At 71.8% G+C, this 20,034-nt stretch carries 20 protein-coding genes; 5 read left to right on the top strand and 15 right to left on the bottom strand.

All coding sequences use genetic code 11. From position 1 onward, the window contains the following. Positions 1-15: 15 nt before the first annotated feature. The 4 genes from HNR30_RS30075 to HNR30_RS49510 all read right to left on the bottom strand — a co-directional run bounded on the left by HNR30_RS30075 (position 16) and on the right by HNR30_RS49510 (position 3,238). A complete protein-coding gene (locus HNR30_RS30075) occupies positions 16-519 on the bottom strand; it encodes a shikimate kinase (protein ID WP_181613430.1) in 504 nt (167 codons plus the stop codon). After that, entirely contained in the window at positions 516-1,697 is a 1,182-nt protein-coding gene (gene aroC / locus HNR30_RS30070) for a chorismate synthase (protein WP_220134152.1), read from the bottom strand. Before aroC ends, HNR30_RS30075 begins: the two co-directional genes overlap by 4 nt. Before the next feature lie 47 nt (positions 1,698-1,744). Next, on the bottom strand, positions 1,745-2,389 hold the full coding sequence (locus HNR30_RS50350; protein ID WP_181613429.1) for a prepilin peptidase: 645 nt from the start codon (positions 2,387-2,389) through the stop codon (positions 1,745-1,747). A gap of 126 nt (positions 2,390-2,515) precedes the next feature. After that, a complete protein-coding gene (locus HNR30_RS49510) occupies positions 2,516-3,238 on the bottom strand; it encodes an SseB family protein (RefSeq protein WP_181613428.1) in 723 nt (240 codons plus the stop codon). Positions 3,239-3,328: 90 nt separating this feature from the next. Here HNR30_RS49510 and HNR30_RS30055 point away from each other — a divergent pair, with 90 nt between their 5' ends. Next, complete coding sequence (locus HNR30_RS30055) at positions 3,329-3,772, top strand: RpiB/LacA/LacB family sugar-phosphate isomerase (protein WP_181613427.1); 444 nt, start codon at positions 3,329-3,331, stop codon at positions 3,770-3,772. A gap of 300 nt (positions 3,773-4,072) precedes the next feature. Here the strand turns inward: HNR30_RS30055 and HNR30_RS30050 are convergent, their stop codons facing one another. Then, positions 4,073-5,236 (bottom strand): MFS transporter, encoded by a 1,164-nt coding sequence (locus HNR30_RS30050; RefSeq protein WP_181613426.1) that lies wholly within the window; start codon positions 5,234-5,236, stop codon positions 4,073-4,075. A gap of 72 nt (positions 5,237-5,308) precedes the next feature. On the opposite strand from HNR30_RS30050, the gene HNR30_RS30045 reads away from it, so the two are divergent. Next, the gene (locus tag HNR30_RS30045; RefSeq protein ID WP_220134151.1) at positions 5,309-6,334 is read left to right on the top strand and encodes an ROK family transcriptional regulator; all 1,026 of its coding nucleotides are present in this window, start codon (positions 5,309-5,311) and stop codon (positions 6,332-6,334) included. 26 nt (positions 6,335-6,360) lie between these two features. Here HNR30_RS30045 and HNR30_RS30040 read toward each other — a convergent pair whose 3' ends face one another. The 10 genes from HNR30_RS30040 to HNR30_RS29995 form a co-directional block, all read right to left on the bottom strand. Beyond that, positions 6,361-6,996 carry a hypothetical protein gene (locus tag HNR30_RS30040; RefSeq protein ID WP_220134150.1) on the bottom strand — a complete coding sequence of 212 codons (636 nt, stop codon included), beginning with the start codon at positions 6,994-6,996 and terminating at the stop codon, positions 6,361-6,363. Beyond that, positions 6,993-7,556: a TetR/AcrR family transcriptional regulator gene (locus HNR30_RS30035; RefSeq protein WP_181613424.1), complete on the bottom strand. Its 564-nt coding sequence runs from the start codon at positions 7,554-7,556 to the stop codon at positions 6,993-6,995. The genes HNR30_RS30040 and HNR30_RS30035 overlap by 4 nt, the downstream gene beginning before the upstream one ends. 33 nt (positions 7,557-7,589) lie before the next feature. Then, positions 7,590-8,588 carry an aldo/keto reductase gene (locus HNR30_RS30030; RefSeq protein WP_181613423.1) on the bottom strand — a complete coding sequence of 333 codons (999 nt, stop codon included), beginning with the start codon at positions 8,586-8,588 and terminating at the stop codon, positions 7,590-7,592. 34 nt (positions 8,589-8,622) lie between these two features. Further along, positions 8,623-8,943 (bottom strand): plasmid stabilization protein, encoded by a 321-nt coding sequence (locus tag HNR30_RS30025; protein WP_181613422.1) that lies wholly within the window; start codon positions 8,941-8,943, stop codon positions 8,623-8,625. Positions 8,944-8,999: 56 nt separating this feature from the next. Continuing rightward, positions 9,000-10,103: a barbiturase gene (bar, locus tag HNR30_RS30020; protein ID WP_181613421.1), complete on the bottom strand. Its 1,104-nt coding sequence runs from the start codon at positions 10,101-10,103 to the stop codon at positions 9,000-9,002. Then, complete coding sequence (locus HNR30_RS30015; protein ID WP_312894735.1) at positions 10,087-11,010, bottom strand: carbamate kinase; 924 nt, start codon at positions 11,008-11,010, stop codon at positions 10,087-10,089. The genes bar and HNR30_RS30015 overlap by 17 nt, the downstream gene beginning before the upstream one ends. A gap of 66 nt (positions 11,011-11,076) precedes the next feature. After that, complete coding sequence (locus HNR30_RS30010; RefSeq protein WP_181613420.1) at positions 11,077-12,969, bottom strand: beta-galactosidase; 1,893 nt, start codon at positions 12,967-12,969, stop codon at positions 11,077-11,079. A 13-nt stretch (positions 12,970-12,982) separates the two neighbouring features. After that, positions 12,983-13,816: a carbohydrate ABC transporter permease gene (locus HNR30_RS30005; RefSeq protein WP_181613419.1), complete on the bottom strand. Its 834-nt coding sequence runs from the start codon at positions 13,814-13,816 to the stop codon at positions 12,983-12,985. Beyond that, positions 13,813-14,757 (bottom strand): carbohydrate ABC transporter permease, encoded by a 945-nt coding sequence (locus HNR30_RS30000; RefSeq protein ID WP_181613418.1) that lies wholly within the window; start codon positions 14,755-14,757, stop codon positions 13,813-13,815. The genes HNR30_RS30005 and HNR30_RS30000 overlap by 4 nt, the downstream gene beginning before the upstream one ends. Before the next feature lies 1 nt (position 14,758). Beyond that, positions 14,759-15,976, bottom strand: a complete 1,218-nt coding sequence (locus HNR30_RS29995) for an ABC transporter substrate-binding protein (RefSeq protein WP_181613417.1) — start codon at positions 15,974-15,976, stop codon at positions 14,759-14,761. 117 nt (positions 15,977-16,093) lie between these two features. Here HNR30_RS29995 and HNR30_RS29990 point away from each other — a divergent pair, with 117 nt between their 5' ends. Genes HNR30_RS29990 through HNR30_RS29980 form a run of 3 tightly spaced genes read left to right on the top strand, consistent with a single transcriptional unit; the run spans position 16,094 to position 20,031 of the window. Beyond that, on the top strand, positions 16,094-17,275 hold the full coding sequence (locus HNR30_RS29990) for an ROK family protein (RefSeq protein WP_181613416.1): 1,182 nt from the start codon (positions 16,094-16,096) through the stop codon (positions 17,273-17,275). A gap of 10 nt (positions 17,276-17,285) precedes the next feature. Beyond that, positions 17,286-19,013, top strand: coding sequence for a DUF2264 domain-containing protein (locus tag HNR30_RS29985; protein WP_181613415.1), 1,728 nt, complete (start codon positions 17,286-17,288; stop codon positions 19,011-19,013). Positions 19,014-19,062: 49 nt separating this feature from the next. Continuing rightward, positions 19,063-20,031, top strand: coding sequence for a GNAT family N-acetyltransferase (locus HNR30_RS29980; protein WP_181613414.1), 969 nt, complete (start codon positions 19,063-19,065; stop codon positions 20,029-20,031). Positions 20,032-20,034 lie beyond the last annotated feature (3 nt).

Genomic DNA, 20,034 nt, shown 5'->3' with positions numbered 1-20,034 from the left:
CGTGGACGGGGACGCTCATCGGGACAGGCCCTCCACGATCTCCTCGACCAGTTCGACCGGCTTGCGCCCGTCGGTGACGACGGTCAGGACGGCCAGGCGCTCGTAGACGGGCCGCCGCTCCTCCATGAGCTTCTTCAGCTGGCTGCGCGGGTTGAGCACCAGCAGCGGCCTGGCCGAGCCCAGGCCGACCCGCTGCACCGCGTCGGCCAGGCCGACCTGCAGGTAGACGACCGGGTGACCGGCCAGCAGGTCCTGGGTCGCCTCGCGCAGGATCGCGCCGCCGCCCAGCGACAGCACGCCGTCGTGCTCGGCCAGCGCCTGTCGTACGGCCTGGGCCTCCAGCTCGCGGAACCGCTCCTCGCCGTCCTCGACGAAGATGTCGCCCACCGGCTTGCCCGCGGTCGCCTCGACATCGGCGTCGGTGTCGCGATACTCCACGCCGAGACGCTCGGCCAGCAGGCGGCCGAGGGTGGACTTGCCCGAACCGGGCGGGCCGATGAGAACAGCCTTGAGAGTCACTTGATCACCATGGAAGACAGGTAGCCGGACAGGTTGCGGGCGACTTCCTCGACCGAGTCGCCGCCGAACTTCTCGAGGGCCGCGTCGGCCAGCACCAGCGCCACCATCGCCTCGGCGACGATGCCGGCGGCGGGCACCGCGCAGACGTCGGAACGCTCGTGGTGGGCCTTGGCGGCCTCGCCGGTCTTCACGTCGATCGTCGCGAGTGCCCTGGGCACGGTCGAGATCGGCTTCATCGCGGCGCTGACGCGCAGGATCTCGCCGTTGGTCATGCCGCCCTCGACGCCGCCCGCGCGGTTGGTGATGCGCTTGACGCCGTCGGCGGTGGTGTACTCGATCTCGTCGTGGGCGCGCGAGCCCGGCCGGTGGGCCGTCTCGAAGCCGTCGCCGACGCCGACGCCCTTGATCGCCTGGATGCCCATGAGGGCGGCGGCCAGGCGGGCGTCGAGACGGCGGTCCCAGTGGGTGTAGCTGCCCAGGCCGGGCGGCAGGCCGTACGCCAGGACCTCGACGACGCCGCCGAGCGTGTCGCCGTCCTTGTGGGCCTTGTCGATCGTCTCGACCATCGCCGCGCTGCCGCCGGCGTCGAAGCAGCGCACCGGGTCGTCGTCGATGCGGGCCAGGTCGGCCGGGGTCGGCAGCTCCAGGCCCGTGGTGAAGGTGCCGCCGATGGAGACGACGTGGCTGAAGACCTCGACGCCGAGCGCCTGCTTGAGGAACCGCTTGGCGACCTCGCCGAGGGCGACGCGGGCGGCGGTCTCTCGGGCGCTGGCCCGGTCGAGCACGTTGCGGGCGTCGTCGAAGCCGTACTTCTGCATGCCCGCCAGGTCGGCGTGACCGGGGCGCGGGCGGCTGCGGGGGGCGTTGCGCGCCATGCCTTCGAGCTCGGCCGGGTCGACCGGGTCGGCCGCCATGACCTTCTCCCACTTGGGCCACTCGGTGTTGCCCACGCGGATGGCCACGGGGCTGCCCATCGTACGGCCGTGCCGTACGCCGCCCACGATCGTGACCTTGTCCTCTTCGAACTTCATCCGCGCGCCGCGGCCATAGCCGAGCCTGCGGCGGCGCAGGGCCTCGTCGATCGCCTCGGTGGTGACCTCGACCCCAGCGGGGAGGCCCTCCATGATGGCGACTAGTTCGGGCCCGTGGGACTCTCCGGCGGTCAACCAGCGCAACATGCCGTCAAGTCTTCCAGATCAGACCCTGTGCACCGTCCGCGAGGCCACTAGGTGAGACAGATGGCGCCCAGAGCGCCGAGCAACATGAAGGGGCCGAAGGGGATGTCCGTCTTCTTGTCGCGCTTTTTCACGACCATCAGCCCGATCCCGTACAGCGCCCCCAGCACCTGCCCGCCCACCCCGGCGATCATCCACGCCTGCCAGCCGAGCGACCCCGCGACCAGCCCGATCAGCAGCGCCAGCTTCACGTCGCCCAGCCCCATCGCCTCGGGCCTGACGAACCACAGGACCCCGTAGAAGGCCGCCAACGCCGCCGCGCCGATCAGCCCGGCCACCACCTGGCCGGTCGGGATCAGCAGCAGCGCCGTGATCGCCGCGGCGGGCAGCGTGATCACGTCGGGCAGCCGGTAGGTCCGCCAGTCGATCAGCGCCAGGAGTGTGCCCGCGATGCCCGCGAAGACCAGGGCCAGGAGGTACGGCTCGGCGGCCCGCCACGCGATGAGCGCCACGACGGCGGCGGTGCCCAGCTCGACGAGCGGCGGCCACGCGGGGACCGGAGCGACCAGCGCCGCCCTGGCCGCCCGCCGCGCCTCGGCACGGGTGTCGGCGGGATCGGCCTCGAAGGCGGCGGCGACGGGGCGGAGGTAGACGCCGGCGACGAAGCCGAGCAGGGCGAGAAGGGCGATCGTCACCGTCCCGACCCTAACGGGTGAGCCGGGGCCGGGGTCGCGCTATGCGCGACGGGGAGGGCTTCATAAAAGGCGCGGTGCTGCGGCGCGCTGTGGGCCGGGCGCGGGCATCGATGCGGCGGCGTGAAGTCAGCGGCGGCGGAACCAGCCGCGGCGCTTCGGCGCCTCCACCGGACCCGGCACTCCCCCGGCGCCCGGCACCCCCTCGGCGCCCGGCACCCCCTCGGCACCCGGCACCCCCCCGGCACCCGGCACCCCCTCGGCGCCCGGCACCCCCTCCGGGCTCGGAGACTGCTCCCCCGACGCCCGCTCGCCCGCCTCATGCCGGCCCGCCTCACCCTCTCCCGCGTCGGGCGCCTCGGCCATCCGGGCCACGGTCACCCCCTCGACCTGCGACAGCGTGCCCGACTCGATCGCGGCCATCACCTCGAGCACCTGCCCCTCGATGACGAACGGCACCGGGCCCGCCACATCGACCACCACGGCGGCGGCCCCCTCGTGCACGGCCGCCTGGCACACCGACAACAACGTCGACTGGATCGGCCGCGCGTCGGCACGCCACCTCATCAGCGCCCCGGCCCCGGTGAAGGCCAGCACCGCCTCCCTGCCGTCCTGCCCGACCAGCTTGGGCAGGGCCATCTCGCTCTCCTTCTCCTGCTTCAGCCCGTGCGCGCCGACCTCGGACTCCGTCAGCAGGGCCACCACGGGCACCAGCAGCCGGGAGCCGTTGAGGGCGGTCAGGACGGCGGTGGCGTCGGCCGTACCGGCGGAGAAGGCGGACAGGGCGTCGGCGACCTCGGTCGAGGTGCTGCCGTCGTCGCTCGGGACGAGAGGCTGGGGAATGCTCGGCACAAACGTCGAGGCTACCGCCGTTCCCGGCGCCTCCACGTCAGCCGGGCCGCCGGCCGTACCCCCCACCCGCCCGGAGCGGATAATGGCCTCATGCGGATCTCGGTGAGCGCGGACAGCCTCGACGGGGTGGCGGAGAAGGTCGTGGCCGAGCTGCGCCGGCGCGGCCACGAGGTGGTCACCCACGGCGCGCTGAACCCCGGCGAACGCGACGACTGGGCCTGGGCCTCGGAAGCGGCGGCCCGCGACGTCGGCGAGGGCCGGGCCGACCAGGCGGTGGTGTGCTGCTGGACCGGCACGGGCGCGGCCATCGCGGCGAACAAGGTGACGGGCGTGCGGGCCGCACTGTGCGGCGACGCCTACACCGCCACCGGCGCCCGCACGTGGAACGACGCCAACGTCCTGGCGTTGAGCCTGCGGCTGACGTCCGAGGTCGTGCTGGCGGAGATCCTCGACGCGTGGTTCACCGCAGGCCCGAGCGACGACGAGACAGACCTGGCGAACATCGCCCACCTGTCGGAGATCCCGCGGCCCTGAATGTCGGTGCCGCCGAGTCGTCACGAGCGGGTGGCGGGCTGGAGGCTCTTCCCGGACATGACGGCGCGGCGGCGCGGGGCGAGAAGGCGGGCGGGGTGCCCCCAGGCGGGGCAGTGGCGGCCCAGGCGGGGCAGTGCCGGCCCAGGCGGGGCAGTGCCGGCAGTGGCCCGGTGGCCCGGTGGCCCGGTGGCCCGGTGGCCCGGTGGCCCGGTGGCCCGGTGGCCCGGTGGCCCGGTGGCCCGGTGGCCCGGTGGCCGGCGGAGGACCTTGCGGAGCACGGCGCATCCCGGAGCAGGGGGCTCAGCGGAGTGCGGGTTCCGGGGTCTGGGCCGGGGCGGGCTTGGGGCGCAGGGCGCCGGCGAGGGCTGACATGGCGACGAGGATGACGGCGACCAGGGTGAACGCGGCCGGGTAGGAGAACGCCCCCGCCGCCCATCCGGTGATCGCCGGGGCCGTCAGGCCTGACAGGTAGGTGATGGTGGCGACCCCTGCCACGCCCTCGCCGGGTGTCGCGCCCGTGCGGCCGGCGGCGGCGAACACCAGGGGGACGACCACCGCGACTCCCAGCCCCAGCAGCGAGAAGCCGGCGATGGCCAGGGCCGGGGTGCGGGCCACGACGACGAGCAGGGCGCCGATGGCGGCGGTGGCGCCGCTGAGCCTGACGACCGTGACGGGGCCGAAGCGCTGCACGATGCGGTCGCCGGCGAGGCGGGTGCTCGCCATGAACAGCATGAAGATCGTGTAGGTGGCGGCGGCCATGCCGGGGCCGGCGGAGGCGACCTCGGTGACGTACACGGCGGCCCAGTTGGCGCTGGCGCCCTCGGCGAAGGTGCCGCAGAAGCCGACGACGCCGATGGCGGCGATGGCGCGGGTGGGCAGGGCGAAACGGCGGGGCGCGGGGACGTGGGCGCCCGCGGGTCCGTCGGCCAGGAGGCCTCGGCCGGCCAGGACGCCTACTCCCAGCATCACTACCGAGACCGCGGCAAGGTGGAGGCGGGCGTCGAGGCCGAACTGGGCGGCCAGGACGCCGAGGCCGCCGCCGGCCAGGCTGCCGACCGCCCACATGCCGTGCAAACCGGAGATGATCGGGCGGCCGAGGTGTTTCTCGACGACCACGCCGTGGGCGTTCATGACGACATCGGACATTCCGGCGGCGGCGCCGTACAGCAGGAACGCCGCGAACAACCAGCCGGGTGCGGGAGACAAGGCGGGCAGCAACACTCCGGCGCACCACAGGGCGATCAACAGGCGGCTGGTCGCGCGGGTGCCGAACCGGTGGGCCAGGCGGCTGGCGGTCGGCATGGCGAGGAAGGCGCCGATCGAAGGGCACAGGAGGGCGAGGCCGAGGGTGCCGGGTCCGAGGTCCAGCTGGTCCTGGATCCACGGGATGCGGGTGGACATGCTGCCGGCGACCATGCCGTGGACGGCGAAGACCAAACCGATGGAGCGGTGATGCGAGTTCATGCCTAGAAATTAACAGGAAGGGTTCCTGATGAAAAGACCTTTTAGGCAGGAACCCTGCTTATTATGGGAGGCGTGAAGACCGCCACCCCTTCGCTGGCCCGGGCGATCAACGACCGGCTGGCCCTCGACCTGCTGCTCGAGCACGGGCCGCTCACCGCGCCCCAGCTTCGCGAACTCACCGGGCTGTCGCGGCCGACGGTGTCCGATCTCATCGAACGGCTCCAGGCGCATGGGCTCATCGAGGTGACCGGCGAGTCCGGCGAGGACCGCCGGGGGCCGAACGCCAAGCTCTACGGGCTGGTGGCCGGGCTGACCCACGCCGTGGGTGTCGACGTGCGGCGCAGCGCCGTTCACGTCACGGTCGCCGACCTCACGGGACGGGTCGTGGGTGAGGCGCGCAGCACGCTCGGACCGGGGACCGCCGATCTGGCGGCGGAGATCGCCGCGACGGTGCGGAAGGCGGCGGACGGGCGGGACCTGAAGTCCGTCGTGCTGGGGGCGCCCGGACTGGTGCACCCGCACACCGGGGAGGCACGGGGCGAAGGGGTGCCGGGCTGGCGCACCGACCTGCGGACGGCGGTGCAGAAACTGCTGCCGGAGGTCGAGACGGTGCTGGAGAACGAGGTCAACGTGGCGGCGATCGCCGAGCACCGGCTGGGCGCCGCGTCCGGGCGTGATGACTTCGCGCTGATCTGGCTCGACGACGGCGTCGGTGGAGCGATCGTGCTCGACGGGAAGGTGAGGCGGGGGGCGTCGGGCGGCGCGGGCGAGGTCGGGCTGCTGGAACTCGACGGCGAGCCGTTCTGCTGCGCGATCGAGCACACCCGGGCGCTGGGCACGGCTTCGGAGGAGCTGGTGGAGCTGGTCGCCGCCAGCGTCTTCACGGTGGCGTCGGTACTGGATCCCGGGCTGGTGGTGCTAGGCGGGTCCATCGGGCGGGCGGGCGGGGCCGAGCTGGCCGCGCTGGTGCAGGAGAAGGTGGCCGCGCGGTCTCCGGCGCCGACCGAGATCCGGGCGAGCACGGTCGAGGGGAACGCGATCTTGCAGGGCGCCGTGCTGACGGCGCTGGCGCTGGCGAGGGATGCCGCCTTCGGGTGACGGGAGGCCCACCTTCGGGGCACCGGTCAGCGGGGGGCCTGGTCCTCGGGGAGCAGGTGGGCCAGGAGGAGCTTGATGAGGAGGAGCGGGCCGAACCAGGACAGGGCCGCGGGCAGGGCGGGCAGGAGGGCGAGGCTCAGGGCGGTGGCGGCGAAGGCGGCGGGGCGCTTCAGGGGCGCGGGCGTGAACTCCACGGCCAGGGCCGCGGCCAGGGTGACCAGGTAGATCGTCGCCGCCGCTCGCCACGTCACTCCGGGCACGGCCCAGGCCAGGAGGAAGGGCTGCACGTGGACGGCCACGAAGAGCAGGTGGCGGCGGGCTGTGCGCCCTGGGCGGTGGAACCACCGTTTGGCCGAGGTCGTGGCGTTCACGACGGCTCCGCCGTACAGGTCGAAGGCCACCAGGGCGATCAGGGCGACGGCGAGGGCGGGCAGGGCGGCGCGGACGGCCAGGAGGGTGGCGACGGCGGCGCCCGCGAAGGCGACGGCGAAGCTGAGTGACACCTCGCCGAGCGTGGCGCCCGGGGCGACGAGCCGGTCGGTGAGGCGCGAGAAGCCCCGACGCGGGTCGGTGGAGCGCGAGAAGCCCCGATGCGGGCCGTCAGGGGCGGTGAGCGGGTCGGTGGGGCGCGCGAGGTCCTGATGCGGGCCGTCGGGGGTCATGCGCGGATTCCTTCCACGCACACGTCGATGACCGGGCCGGCGAGGGCGGGCAGGTCGAGGCCGGGGTCGACCAGCCACTGCACCAGGCAGCCCTCGATCGCGGCCACGATCACCACCGCGTGCGCCCGCCCGATCCCGGGCCGCAGCTCCTCCCCCGCCTCCTCCAGCAGCTCCCCGATCATCTCGCGGTAGTCGCGGTAGAGGGCGGCCATGTCGAGCGGCGCGGCCGTGGACCACAGGTCGACCAGCACCCGCGCGTGATCGGGATGCTCGGCGAGCATCCCGAGGGTCCCCCTGATCAACGCGGACAGCCGCTCCAGGGGCGGCCCGTCGCCGAGCGAGGCCAGCACCCGCCCGGCCCGCTCCGCGTAGGCGGCGAAGACGCCTTCCAGGACGGCGTCGCGGCTGTCGAAGTACAGGTACACGCTGCCCTTGGCGATGCCTGCCTCGGCGGCGATGTCCTCGGTCCTGGAGGCGGCGAAGCCCTTGCGGGCGAAGACCCGCACCGCCGCCTCCAGGATCGCCTCGCGTTTGGCCGCCCTGTCGACTCGTTTCGGCATGAACCGTATTATGACTGACTGGTCAGTCACAGGTCAACGGCGCGACGACCTCGCGAGCACGTCATACGGGTACGGCAACGGCCGATCGCTCACCGCCGTCAGCCGCGCCACCTGCTCCTGGCTCAGCTCCCACCCCGTGGCCCCCAGGTTGTCGCCGAAGTGCTCCAGGGTGCGCGCCCCCACGATCGGCGCCGTCACCCCCGGCTGCTGCAGCAACCACCGCAACGCGACCTGCGCCACCGTGCGCCCCGCCTCCTGGGCCACCGCCGCGGCCTCCTCCAGCACCCGCCAGGTGCGCTCGGTGGCGTAGGTGTCCCAGTCCTCCGACCAGTTGTTCCTGCCCGCCTCCTCCACCCGGGTCCCTGCCGGCGGCGCGTCCATGCCCCGGTGGTACTTCCCGCTCAGCCACCCGCCGCGCAGCGGGCTCCAGGGGATGACGCCGAGCCCCTCGTTCGCGCACACGGGCATCAGTTCGAGCTCGGTCTCCCTGTCGAGCAGGTTGTACAGGGGCTGCAGGCTGACGAACGGCTCCCAGCCGCGGTGGCGCTGCAGGTCGACGCCCTTCTGCAGTTGCCAGCCCGACCAGTTGCTGACGCCCAGGTAACGCACCTTGCCCTGCCGTACGAGCAGGTCGAGCGTGCCGAGGGTCTGCTCCAGCGGGGTCACGTCGTCCCAGCCGTGCAGCTGGTACAGGTCGATGTAATCGGTGCCGAGGCGGCGCAGGCTGCCCTCGACCGAGCGCAGGATGTGAGCCCGGGTGAGCCCCTCCCTGTTGCCGCCCGGGCCCCAGCGCACCTTGGTGGCCACGATCACGTCCTCGCGCGGCCGGCTCTTCAGCCACCGCCCGAGGATCTCCTCCGAGACCCCGGAGGAGTAGACGTCGGCGGTGTCGATGAAGTCGCCGCCCGCCTCGGTGAAGGCGTCGAGCATGGCGTGGCTGGTGCGCTCGTCGCTCTCGCGGCCGAAGGTCATCGCCCCGAGGCACAGCTCGCTGACTTTCAGGCCGCTGTGGCCCAGTAAGACTTGTCGCATGGGGGCGACGCTAGGCACTGGAGCGCACTCCAGGTCAAGACAGCGCCTTCTCCAGCTGGGCCTTGGTCATGCTGGACCGTCCGGGGATCTTGCGCTTCCTGGCCTCGGCGTACAGCTGGTCCTTGGTGCGTCCGCCGGCCCCTTTGTGCGAGCGCAGCCCGCCGCGACGCGACGAGGAGATGTCGTCCGTCGAGGTGCGGCTGGCGGTCTTCGACTCCCCCGCTCTGGCGCGCTCCTTGTTGACCGTGCGGGCCGCGATCTCGGTGGCGCGCTTGTCGCTCTCGCCGCGCTTCTTGGCGCTGTCCTTGATGTGCTCGTACTGCCGTTCCCGTTTCGGGCTGGAACCGCGAGGCATGGTCGTCTCCTTTCCTCGCGGTTCCCCTTCCCGGTGTGCCTGACGATATGCCCAGGTCAGTCCGTCGACAGGTCCACGATGGCCGCCACCGGGCCGCCACCGGAGGGTCCCTGGTGGACGGCGGCGACCGAGACGAAGACGGCCGGATCGCCGGTGACGGAGGCGGTGACGCCGCCGACGGCGGCCTTGATCTGCCGGTGCCAGTGCACGTCGGAGTCGTCGAGCATGATGTTGCGCCGGGCGCGCACCCGGCCCGACGGGTCGGCCTCGCACTTGAGGAAGACGTTGACGAGGCGGTCGCCGAGGTCGCTGTGGTGCGGGCGCTCGGGCAGGTCGAGCCCGGCCGAGCGGATGGCCTCCCAGATGCCGTCGGCGTCGAGCGCGTCCTTCATGACCGAGTGCCCGATGCGGTAACGGCCGCCGATGCCGCGCACGTTGCCGACGACGACGATCTGCGCGCGGTCGAGTTCGACGCCGGAGGAGCAGGAGGCGACCGAGGAGTACAGCGACAGGTCGCGGAAGATCTGCCCGGCGGTGGGCATCTCGATCTCGCCGAGCGCCACGGCGATGCCGAGCGCGGTGGTGGCGTTCGACAGGTCCATCGAGGGGCCGGTGTCCTCGATGACGGTCTCCTTGCCGCGGCTGCGGGCGTCCTCGATGGTGGCCAGGGTCAGCAGGGGCGTCTTGGTCTGCACGTAGTGCACGTCGGCCGGGTCGGTGATGCCGGCGACCTTCATGGCCTCGCGCACCCCGGCGGCGACCTTCTCCACCATGGCGGGCCTGCCGATGTCCTCGGGCAGGATGATGTCGCTCATCGCGACCCCGACCGACAGGCGCGGCTCGTCCGACGGGGTGACCGTGGACGGGTCGGCGGTGGCGAAGATCGTGGCGTGCGGGCTGAGCACGCCGTCGGTGCCGCCCGACCAGACCAGGGGCACCGACGACGGCGACGGGTGGCCGTGGCGGGCCAGGACGTCGCGGAAGGCGGTGTCGGCCAGGATGCGGGTGTAGTCGTTGACGCCTCCGTTGCCCTCGGTCTTGCCGATGACGGCGAGCACCCGGTGCGCCTCGATCACGCCCTCCTCGATGAGCTTGGACAGCCCGGAGGCGTCGGTCACGCTCTCGATCATGACTTTGCGCACTTCAATCGGATCCGGCATCTCTCTCCACTCTCGTCCCGATGGTTCCGGTCAGGGCGCCGCCCAGCGACTCCAGCCCGGTGATGACAGCCAGGCGACCGCCCGCCCCCACGAAGCGCAGCGCCGCCTCCACCTTGGGACCCATGCTGCCCCCTGCGAAGTGCCCGGCGGCGTGCAGGACACGCAGCTCGGACACGGAGATGGGGCCGAGCGGCCGAGGATCGGGACCGCCGAAGCCCACGACGGCGTTCGGGACGTCGGTGGCGATGATCAGCACGGAGGCGTGCACGGCGCGGGCCAGCAACGCCGCCGCCAGGTCCTTGTCGATGACGGCCTCGATCCCCGCCAGGGAGCCGTCGTCCAGCCGTACGACGGGCACTCCCCCGCCTCCCGCGGCGACCACGGTGTACCCGGCGTCCATGAGCACCTTGACGGCCTGCGCGTCGAGGATCTCCAGCGGCTCGGGCGAGGCCACGACGCGGCGCCAGCCGCGCTCGAAGGAGCGCCAGCTCTGCCCGAGCTTCTCGAAGATGCGCGCCTCGGTCTCGGGGAAGTAGCGCCCGATCGGCTTGACCGGGTCGAGGAAGGCGGGGTCGCCCGCGTCGACCAGCGTGCGGGTGACCACGGCGGCGCTCCGGCCCTGGAGGCTGTTGAGGATGAGCGTGCCGATGGTCGCCTGTGTCTGGGCGCCGCACCAGTCGAGCGGCACCGGGGGCACCACGGAGGCGGCCAGCTGGTTCTTCAGCAGCAGGTTGCCCACCTGGGGGCCGTTGCCGTGGGTGAGGATCACCTGGTGCCCGGCGGCGACGAGCGCGCGCACGTGGCGCATGGCCCGCTCCACGGCGGCCTGCTGGTCGCGCGGAGAGGCTGTGCCGTCGGGCCCGGTCATGGCGTTGCCGCCGAGCGCGATGAGGATCCGTTCACCCACGGTGACGACGCTAGCGAGCCCTCACGTGGTGTTCATGGGCAATCTCTGCCCACTAAACCGCCCTTGTTAGGCAAGCCGGTACAGATCTCCCGGCTCCTCCAGTCCCACGGTCTGGCCGTCGAGCGAGACGGAAGCGGCCACGCTCGAGCCGAGGTAGCCGTTGACGCCCTTGACCAGCAGATCGTCGAGCCGGCCGCCGACGATCCTGATCACCGCGGCTCCGCCCCTGGCGGCGACGACCTCCAGGGAGCGCGTGCCGTACTGCACGCGGACGGTTCCGGCGTTGTCGTCCTGGACCAGGACGGTCAGGTAGGCGACGTCGCGATCGGGGTGCCTGCGCACGTAGACGTCGGCCGAGCCGGCGACCACGCGGGCGGGCGGCTCCGGCAGCGCGGGGACCTGCGTGCCGAGCGCGTCGGCGAGCACCGTGCACGGTTCGAGGTTCTCGTCGAGCACCGGCACCTGCCCGAGCACCTCGATCGCCGCGCCGGAGCGGGCCAGGGCCTCCTGGACCGAGCGGTGCATGAACCGGCCGCCGGGGATGGTGATCCGCTCGTGCCCGGCGACGTCGGTGGCCAGGTCGGCGATGCGGTAGTCGTGCCCGGCAGCCCGCATGCGGGCGTGGAAGGCACGCAGCGCCTCGCCGTTGTCCATCACGTCCCAGGCCGCGATGCCCGACCAGGGACGGTAGAGCCCGAAGCTGCCGCCGACGACGGGCGTGCTCTCCAGGAACTCCACGCCGTGGCGGGCGAAGAAGTCCGCCAGGGCCCGTACGGCAGGCGCCTTGACGGTGGCGGTGCCGTCCGCGGCGATCGGCGAGCAGTCCGGGTACGGCGAGGCGGTCTGCGAGTCGAGTTCCCGCGGCCAGCCGGAGGTGGAGACGCCGGTGTAGACGTTGAAGCCGGTCGCCCCCGCCGCCAGCGCCAGCAGCGACTGGTGGAAGGAGGTGGTGGCGTCGCCGTAGGCCGGGTCGTAGAGCTGGGAGAAGCCCCAGTTCTCCTCCAGGTTCGGCCCCGGCGCGAGTTTGGCGGCCGTGACGTAGCGGAAGTGCGCGTCGGCCTCGGAGGAGACCACGCCCATCCAGTTGGTGAAGCCGTAGGCGATGCCGCCCCACGACGACGGGTCGACGCGCACCAGCCAGTCGTCGAGGTCCTCGACGGTCGGCGGGTTGAGGTTGATCACCGTGGGCACCCGGCAGCCGACCGCCTCGGCCCAACGCCGGTAGACGGTCGACAGGTAGACCGCGTGGTAGCGGCCCCAGTCGGCCAGCAGCATCGGGTCCTCGCCCGCCGAGCGCGGCGGCTCGTGGCGGCCGGTGGTGGCGCGGAAGAACTCCACCGAAGAGGGGCTGAAGTCGTAGGCGGTCACCGGGCGCGCGCCGTTGGTGTAGATGCCCTCGTTGGCGATCTGCATGAGGATCACCGGGCCCTCGGGCCAGGTCGCGGCGTCCAGCACCTTGGAGCCGACCGCCGACAGCCACTCCTGGACCAGGCCGGCGAACGGCTCGGCCAGCGGCGCGGGCAGCGGCTTGCCGCCGGGTCCCGAGCCGTAGAACCAGCGCGAGGCCTTGCCCTCGACGTCCAGCAGCGGCTCGATGGCCGGGTCGGCGTCGGGGCAGACCCAGTCGGGCAGCCCTCCGTAGTCGACCTCGGCGTGGATGAACGGACCCGGCTTGGCCACGACCTTCAGCCCCAGCCGGTGGCACAGCTCCAGGAAGCCGACGACGTTGCGCGACGGGTGGGTGTGCCCGGTGAAGTCCGGCGGGCTGTCGGCGAGCGGCTGGTGGTGGCGCCACGGGATGTAGCTGGTGATCACGTCGATCCCCAGCACGTCGCGCAGCGCCGTCAGCCGGTCGGCCCAGACCTCCGGCCGGTCCCGGTAGTAGGGATAGTCGGCGCTGACGAGCACCCTGGCTTCGCCCTCGATGACGGTGACCCCGTCCCGTACCTCGATGGACACGCTTGCAGACTCCTTAGGCCTTGAGACCGGTGAAGGCGATTCCCGCCAGGATTCGCCGCTGGAAGATCAGCAGGACGACGATCACGGGGATGACCGCCAGCGTCGCGCCCGCCATGATGTAGTAGGCCCGTCCGCCGTCGGGTGAGGCCACGAGCTGCTGCAACGCCAGCGGGAGCGTGTAGAGCTCCGGGTCGTTGAGCACCACGAGGGGCCAGACGAGGTCGTTCCAGTGGAACAGGAAGCTGGTGATCGTCACGACGGCCAGCACCGGCTTCGACAGCGGCAGGATGACGCGCCAGAAGATCTGCATGCGCCCGCCGCCGTCGATCAGCGCCGCCTCCTCCAGCTCCTTGGGAATGGAGAGGAAGAACTGCCGCAGCAGGAAGATGTCGATCACCGAGGCGATGTTCGGGACGATCAGGCCCCACGGGGAGTCGAACATGCCCAGCGCCTGGGTGACGTGGATGCGCGGGATGAGCAGCGTGATGGTCGGCACCATCATGCCGCCCAGCAGCAGCACGAAGATCTTGTCGCGGCCGGGGAAGGGGATGCGCGCGAAGGCGTAGGCGGCCAGCGCGTCGACCAGCAGTTTGGCCGGGACGAGCACGAGCGTGATCCAGACGCTGTTGAGGAAGGCCTGGCCGAGCCCGCCGATCTCCATGACGTAGGAGTAGTTCTCGAGCGTGCCCGCCCACTCGCCGGTCTCCTTGTCCAGCGGCAGCAGCTGCGGGACCTTGGTGTAGATGTCGGAGCCGTGCTTGAAGGAGGTGGCCAGCATCCACAGGAACGGCACCACGGAGATCAGCGTCAGGATGATCAGCGCGCCGTAGATCGACAGCCGTCTCACGCCGCCTCCTGCTTGACGAACTTGAACTGCACCGCAGTGATGATCATGATGAAGACCAGCAGGATGAACGACATCGCGCAGGCCGCGCCCATCGCGTCGTAGCGGAAGGCGAACAGGTACAGGTGGAGCACGTAGGCCAGGCCCGACTGCTCGGGGCCGCCGGTGACGCTGCGTCCCGCGCCACTGAAGATCACGTAGACCAGCCCGAAGACCTGCAGGGCCGCGATGACGCCGGTGACCAGCAGGTAGAAGGTGGTCGGCCGGAGCATCGGCATGACGACCTTGCGGAAACGCTGGAAGGCGTTGGCCCCGTCGATGGTGGCCGCCTCCAGGATCGAGCCGGGGATGCCCTTGAGGCCCGCCAGGAAGATGATCATGGCGATGCCGCACTGCCAGGCCGAGATGAAGGCCAGGGCCGGGATGACCAGCTCGGGAGTGTTGAGCCAGTTCTGCCCGGGGATGCCGAACACTTCCAGCACGCTGTTGATCAGGCCGTAGCGCGGGTCGTAGAGCCAGCGCCAGATCGCGCCCACGGCCGCCTCGGCGGTGACCACGGGCAGGAACAGCAGCAGGCGGAAGAGGTTGGAGCCGCGCTTGATGGCATTGATGAGCAGCGCCTGGATCAGCGCGGTACCCAGGGTGAGGGGCACGGCGATGATCGTGTACTGCAGCGTGACCTGGACGGACTTCCAGAAGTGCGGATACTTCACCTCGTCGGTGAACAGGTCGACGTAGTTCTGGAACCCGACCCAGCTCGCGGTGGTGCGCAGGTTCCAGTCGGTGAAGCTGTAGTAGAGGGCCGACAGGGCGGGATACAGCAGGAAGACCACGAAGTAGACCAGCGCGGGGGCGATGAGCAGCCACGCGATCACGTGGTCCCTGCGCCGTCCAGGGGCCGAGCGGCGGCGACGCCGCCCGGCCACGACCGGAGTGCTGCTCATGTCAGCTGTTCCACCCGAGCAGCGAGCGGGTCTTGTTGGCCGCGTCGGTCAACGCCTCCTGCGCGGTCATCTTGCCCAGCAGCGCCGACTCGATCGCCGGGGCGATGATCTCGTCGTTGATCTGGATCCACTCGGGTACGGCGGGGCGCGCGTGCGCCACCTTCAGCTGGGCCAGGAAGGCCTCGTGCTCGGGTCCCGAGCCGACGGCCGTGGCCTTGGTGTGGACGGGGAAGCCGCCGAGCGCGTCGGCCAGCGGTCCGTTGTTGGTCTCGTTGGTGATGAACGTCAGCCACTTCCAGGCCAGGTCCTGGTTCGGGCTCGTCTTGTAGACGACCGCGTTCTCGCCGCCGATGTTGCCGGCGGGCTCGGTCTTGTACGGCAGCGGCGCGACGCTGAAGTCGAGCTCGGGGAACTGCTCGCGGATGGTGGGCACGTCCCAGGGACCGGAGATCATCATGCCCGCCAGGCCGTTCTGGAACGGCTGGTCGGAGTCGGTGATCTTGCGCGGCGAGGACTTGAGCAGGTCCACCCACAACTGCAGCGCCTCGACGGCCTGCGGCTGGTCGAACAGGATCTTCTTGCTCGCGACGTCGGCCATCTCCAGGCCGTTGCCCGCGACGATGCCGGGGAACATCCATCCGCCGTAGCCGTCGCCCTTGGGCACGACCATGCCCGCGACGTTCGGGTCGGCGGCGTGGACCTTCTCGCTGGCGGCCTTCATCTCGTCCCAGGTCGTGGGCGGGGTCGGCACCAGCTTCTTGTTGTAGAACAGCGCCACGCCGGTCTGGTCGAGCGGCAGGCCGTAGTACTTGCCGTCGGTGCCCAGGTTGGTGTCGTAGGCGCCCTTGAAATAGGTGCCCTCGGACACCGTTCCGGCCGGCAGCTCCACGATCGTGCCGTCCTTGGCGTACTTGGAGACCAGCGGCTGGTCCAAGGTGCTCACGTCGGGCCCGGTCTTGCTGGAGATGGCGCTGCCCAGCTTGGTGTTGAAGTCGTCCTTGGGGATCTTGACGATCTTGACGGTGACCCCGGGGTTGGCCTTCTCGAAGTCCTTGCGGATCTTCTCCACGACCTCGCCCGCCTGCGGGGTGCGGTCCTGGTACATCCAGTAGGTCAACGTCCTGCTCTCCGCGGCCTGCCCACCGCCGCCGCTGTCGCCGCTGCCGCAGGCGGTTAATGCGAAGGCCAGAACCGCCGCCGCCGCGATTGCTCGGCTCATGTCGTCTCCTTATCGACTGGGGGTGGCTCCAGACGATAATCTAAGCCTTGAAGAAAGTCATGAAACGCTTTGGTAACAGCGCGGTCATCTATCCTCGCGTCGTGAAAGGTTGCATCCATGAGCAGGTCTGAACGTAAGACCGTCCGAGACCTGCGCCGCGGCAACCGCGCGATGCTGCTGAGGGAGCTGTACTTCGCCGGCGAGACCAACCGCCACGCCCTGAGCGCCGCGACCGGGCTGAGCGCCGGATCGGTCAGCACCCTGACCGCCGACCTGCTCGCGGAGAACATGATCGTGGAGTCCGGCCAGGTCGACTCCGACGGCGGGCGCCCACGCGTGCTGCTGCGGGTCAACCCCGACTACGGCTACGTGGTCGGGGTCGACGTCGGCGAGACCCACGTCAGGGTGGAGCTGTTCGACCTGGCGATGACCGTGCGGGCCAGCGCCTACTACGCGTTGCACACCGCCAGGCACGACCCCGAACTGGTGGCGCGCCACCTGCTCATGGGCGTCGACAGCGTGGTGGCCGACGCCGCCGTGCCGTACGACAAGGTGCTCGGCATCGGCGTCGGCGTGCCCGGCATCGTCGAGGGCGGCCCCGACGCCCTCGTGCACGCCACCACCTTCGGCTGGGACTCGGTGCCCTTCGGCGCCCTGCTGCGCCGCGGCACCTCGCTGCCCCTGTTCGTCGACAACGGCGCCAAGACGATGGGCCAGGCCGAGCTGTGGTTCGGCTCCGCCCGCGACGCCGGCGACGCCGTGGTCGTCTTCATAGGGTCGGGCGTGGGATGCACGCTCGTCACCGACGGCTCCATCTACCGCGGCGCGGGCCGCGCGGCCGGGGAGTTCGGCCATCTGAAGATCGTCGCGGGCGGCCGCCCCTGCCGTTGCGGCGGCCAGGGCTGCCTGGAGGCCTACGTCGGCGCTGAGTCGATCATCGACAGGGCCGGGATCACCGCCGACGCCGCCGACCAGGAGCCGACCCTGGCCCGCCTGATCCGCGAGGGCTCGCCGGTGGTGGAGGAGAGCGCCGACCTGCTCGGCATAGGGTTGTCCAACGTGATCCACCTGCTCAACCCCGAACGCGTGGTCATCGGCGGCTGGGCGGGACTCATGCTCGGCGGCGCGCAGCTCGCCCGCGTGCAGGCCTCGGCCGCCGCCAACACGATGAGCTCCTTCCCCCCCGTGCCCATCGTGCTGGGCCGCCTGGGAGCCGACGCGGTCGCCATGGGCGCGGCCACCCTCGTCGTCGAAGAACTCCTGCGCGGCACCCCCGCCTCCATCCCCGCCACCGCGTGAAAGCGAGCCCATGGACAACCCCCTCCGTACCCGCGACGACCTGCAGGACGCCGTCCGCGCGCTCTGCGAGCCCCTGACCCACAGCCCCGGCGGCGCCCGCGTCAAGGTCGGCACCACCGCCGCCCACTTCGACCCGGAGGCGGCCGAGCTCGAGGGGTTCGCCCGCCCGCTGTGGGGGCTGGCCCCGCTGGCCGCCGGAGGCGGGGAGTACGCCGACTGGCCCGTCTACCTCGACGGCCTGACCAGCGGCAGCGACCCGGGCCACGCCGAATACTGGGGCGAGGCGCGCGACCACGACCAGCGCCTGGTGGAGATGGCCGCGATCGGCTTCGCGCTGGCACTGGCGCCCGAACGGTTCTGGGCCCCGCTGCGCCCGGCCGCGCAGGAGCGGCTGGCCGCCTGGCTCGGCCAGATCAACCACCGCACCCCGGCCGACAACAACTGGCACTTCTTCCGCGTCCTGGTCAACCTCGGCCTGGAGAACGTGGGCGCGCCCCACGACCCCGAGGGCACCGAGAAGGCGCTCGACCGGCTGGAGGAGTTCTACCTCGCCGACGGCTGGTACTCCGACGGCGCCACCGAGCAGCGCGACTACTACATCCCGTTCGCGATGCACTTCTACGGCCTCATCTACGCGGGCCTGCGGCCCGGCACGCCGCGCGCGGCGCGATTCCGCGAGCGCGCCGAGGCGTTCGCCCGCGACTTCGCCACCTGGTTCGCCGCCGACGGCGCCGCCGTGCCGTACGGCAGGAGCCTGACCTACCGCTTCGCCCAGGCCGCCTTCTGGGGCGCCCTGGCCTTCGCCGGGGTCGAGGCGCTGCCCTGGGGCCAGGTCAAGGGCCTGCTGCTGCGCCACCTGCGCTGGTGGCGCGGCAGGCCGATCTTCCAGACCGACGGCACACTGTCGATCGGGTACGGCTACGCCTGCCTCAACATGGCCGAGGCCTACAACTCCCCCGGCTCGCCGTACTGGGCCATGAAGGCCTTCCTGCCCCTCGCCCTGCCCGAGGAGCACCCCTTCTGGCAGGCCGAGGAGGAGGCGATGCCCGAGGTGCCCGCGCTGCACGCCCTGCCGCACGCGCGCATGGTGATGATGGCGGGCCCGCACGTCACCGCGTTGTGCGGCGGCCAGTGGGCGAGCTGGAACCCGCGTCACGTGGCCGAGAAGTACGCCAAGTTCGCCTACTCCTCCCACTTCGGCTTCAGCGTGCCGACCGGCTCCGTCGGCCTGCGGCAGGCGGCGGCCGACAGCATGCTCGCCCTGTCGGACGACGGACGCCACTGGCGGGTGCGCGAGGAGTCGGAGTCGAAGATCGACGGTCACGTCGTGCACTCGCGGTGGAGCCCGATGCCCGGCGTCGAGGTGGAGACCTGGCTGATCCCGCATGCCCCCTGGCACCTGCGCGTGCACCGGCTGACCTGCGACCGCACCGTGCACAGCGCCGAGGGCGGCTTCGCCGCCGACCGCAACGGCGCCGTCGTCGAGGCCGGCGCGGGCTCGGCCAGGGCCGGGGTCAGCGGCATCGTCGACCTGGGCGGAGAGCGCGCGGGCGAGATGATCGTCGTCGATCCCAACACCAACCTGATCGTGCCGCGCACCGGGCTGCCGTCGTTGCTGGGCGAGCACCCGCCGGGCGAGCACTGGCTGGCCTGCGCCGTGCTGGCCGACCCCGACCCCGCGGCCTTCGAGGCGGCCTGGGCGCAGCCCCCGACCGCGGCGGACCTGCCACCGCGCTGAGGCGGAAAACCGGTGGACCGCGCCCGGCGCGCCGGTGTCTCCTGACCCCATGGACATCGTGCCGCTCGAAGCCGCTCGTATCCCCGAGTTCCACGCCGTCTTCTGCGCGGCCCACGCCGGCAGTCCCCTCCCACCGGTCGGCCTGCGCCGCTTCACGGTGTGGGCGACGACCGGCTGGAGCGGCAGCGACGTCCGGGTCGTGGTGGCGGTGCGCGACGGGGCGATCATCGGCGGCGCGGGCCTGATCCGCCCGCTCGCCGACAACACCCACCTGGCACGCCTGTCCAACCTGGCCGTGCATCCCGGGCACCGGCGCCAGGGCGTCGGCACCGCCCTGGCACGCCACCTGCTCGACGGGTGCGACCGCAAGACCGTCATCGCCTCCTCCAGCGTGACGGGCCCGGCGGTGCCGTTCGCCCGCGCCCTCGGCATGACCGAGGCGATGCCGGAGGCGATCCGCTGCCTGGACCTGGGCCGGCTCGCCGACGACCACCTCGACCGGCTGCGTTCGGAGGCCGTACGGCACAGCCACGGCTACACCCTGGAGCAGTGGTCAGGCCCCACGCCCGAGCACCTCCTGCCCGACCTGGTCACGCTCGCCGAGAGCATGAACGACGCCCCGGTCGGCGACACGGGCATGGAGGACATGGTGTGGGACGTCGACCGCGTCCGCCAGTACGAGGAGGCGTACGCGCGCAGCGGCGAGCGCGCCTACGTCACCCTCGCCCGCCACGCCGCGACGGGCCAGGTCGCCGGCTTCACCCGCATCTTCGCCGAGGACGACCGCGACGACGGCTACGCCGACCAGGAGGACACCACGGTGCTGCGCGAGCACCGCGGCCACCGGCTCGGCCTGCTGGTCAAGCTGGCCAACCTGGAGCTGCTGCGCGCCGAGCGGCCCGAGATCACCAAGATCCTGACGGGCAACGCCGACTCCAACCGCCCTATGCTGGCCATCAACGAGATGATGGGCTTCGAGATCGTGGACAGGTGGGTCGAGTGGCGACTGCAACGGTGAACG

The organism is Nonomuraea soli, from assembly GCF_013761175.1.
Lineage (GTDB): Bacteria > Actinomycetota > Actinomycetes > Streptosporangiales > Streptosporangiaceae > Nonomuraea > Nonomuraea soli.
Note: the sequence above shows the minus strand (reverse complement) of the source record. Positions and strands in the feature narration are given on the sequence as shown.

Coding starts and splice junctions, on each gene's coding strand:
- aroC (WP_220134152.1), bottom strand. CDS start 1,697: ATGTTGCGCTGGTTGACCGCCGGAGAGTCCCACGGGCCCGAACTAGTC.
- HNR30_RS30055 (WP_181613427.1), top strand. CDS start 3,329: ATGCGGATCTCGGTGAGCGCGGACAGCCTCGACGGGGTGGCGGAGAAG.
- HNR30_RS30050 (WP_181613426.1), bottom strand. CDS start 5,236: ATGAACTCGCATCACCGCTCCATCGGTTTGGTCTTCGCCGTCCACGGC.
- HNR30_RS30040 (WP_220134150.1), bottom strand. CDS start 6,996: ATGACCCCCGACGGCCCGCATCAGGACCTCGCGCGCCCCACCGACCCG.
- HNR30_RS30035 (WP_181613424.1), bottom strand. CDS start 7,556: ATGCCGAAACGAGTCGACAGGGCGGCCAAACGCGAGGCGATCCTGGAG.
- HNR30_RS30030 (WP_181613423.1), bottom strand. CDS start 8,588: ATGCGACAAGTCTTACTGGGCCACAGCGGCCTGAAAGTCAGCGAGCTG.
- HNR30_RS30025 (WP_181613422.1), bottom strand. CDS start 8,943: ATGCCTCGCGGTTCCAGCCCGAAACGGGAACGGCAGTACGAGCACATC.
- bar (WP_181613421.1), bottom strand. CDS start 10,103: ATGCCGGATCCGATTGAAGTGCGCAAAGTCATGATCGAGAGCGTGACC.
- HNR30_RS30000 (WP_181613418.1), bottom strand. CDS start 14,757: ATGAGCAGCACTCCGGTCGTGGCCGGGCGGCGTCGCCGCCGCTCGGCC.
- HNR30_RS29995 (WP_181613417.1), bottom strand. CDS start 15,976: ATGAGCCGAGCAATCGCGGCGGCGGCGGTTCTGGCCTTCGCATTAACC.
- HNR30_RS29990 (WP_181613416.1), top strand. CDS start 16,094: ATGAGCAGGTCTGAACGTAAGACCGTCCGAGACCTGCGCCGCGGCAAC.
- HNR30_RS29985 (WP_181613415.1), top strand. CDS start 17,286: ATGGACAACCCCCTCCGTACCCGCGACGACCTGCAGGACGCCGTCCGC.
- HNR30_RS29980 (WP_181613414.1), top strand. CDS start 19,063: ATGGACATCGTGCCGCTCGAAGCCGCTCGTATCCCCGAGTTCCACGCC.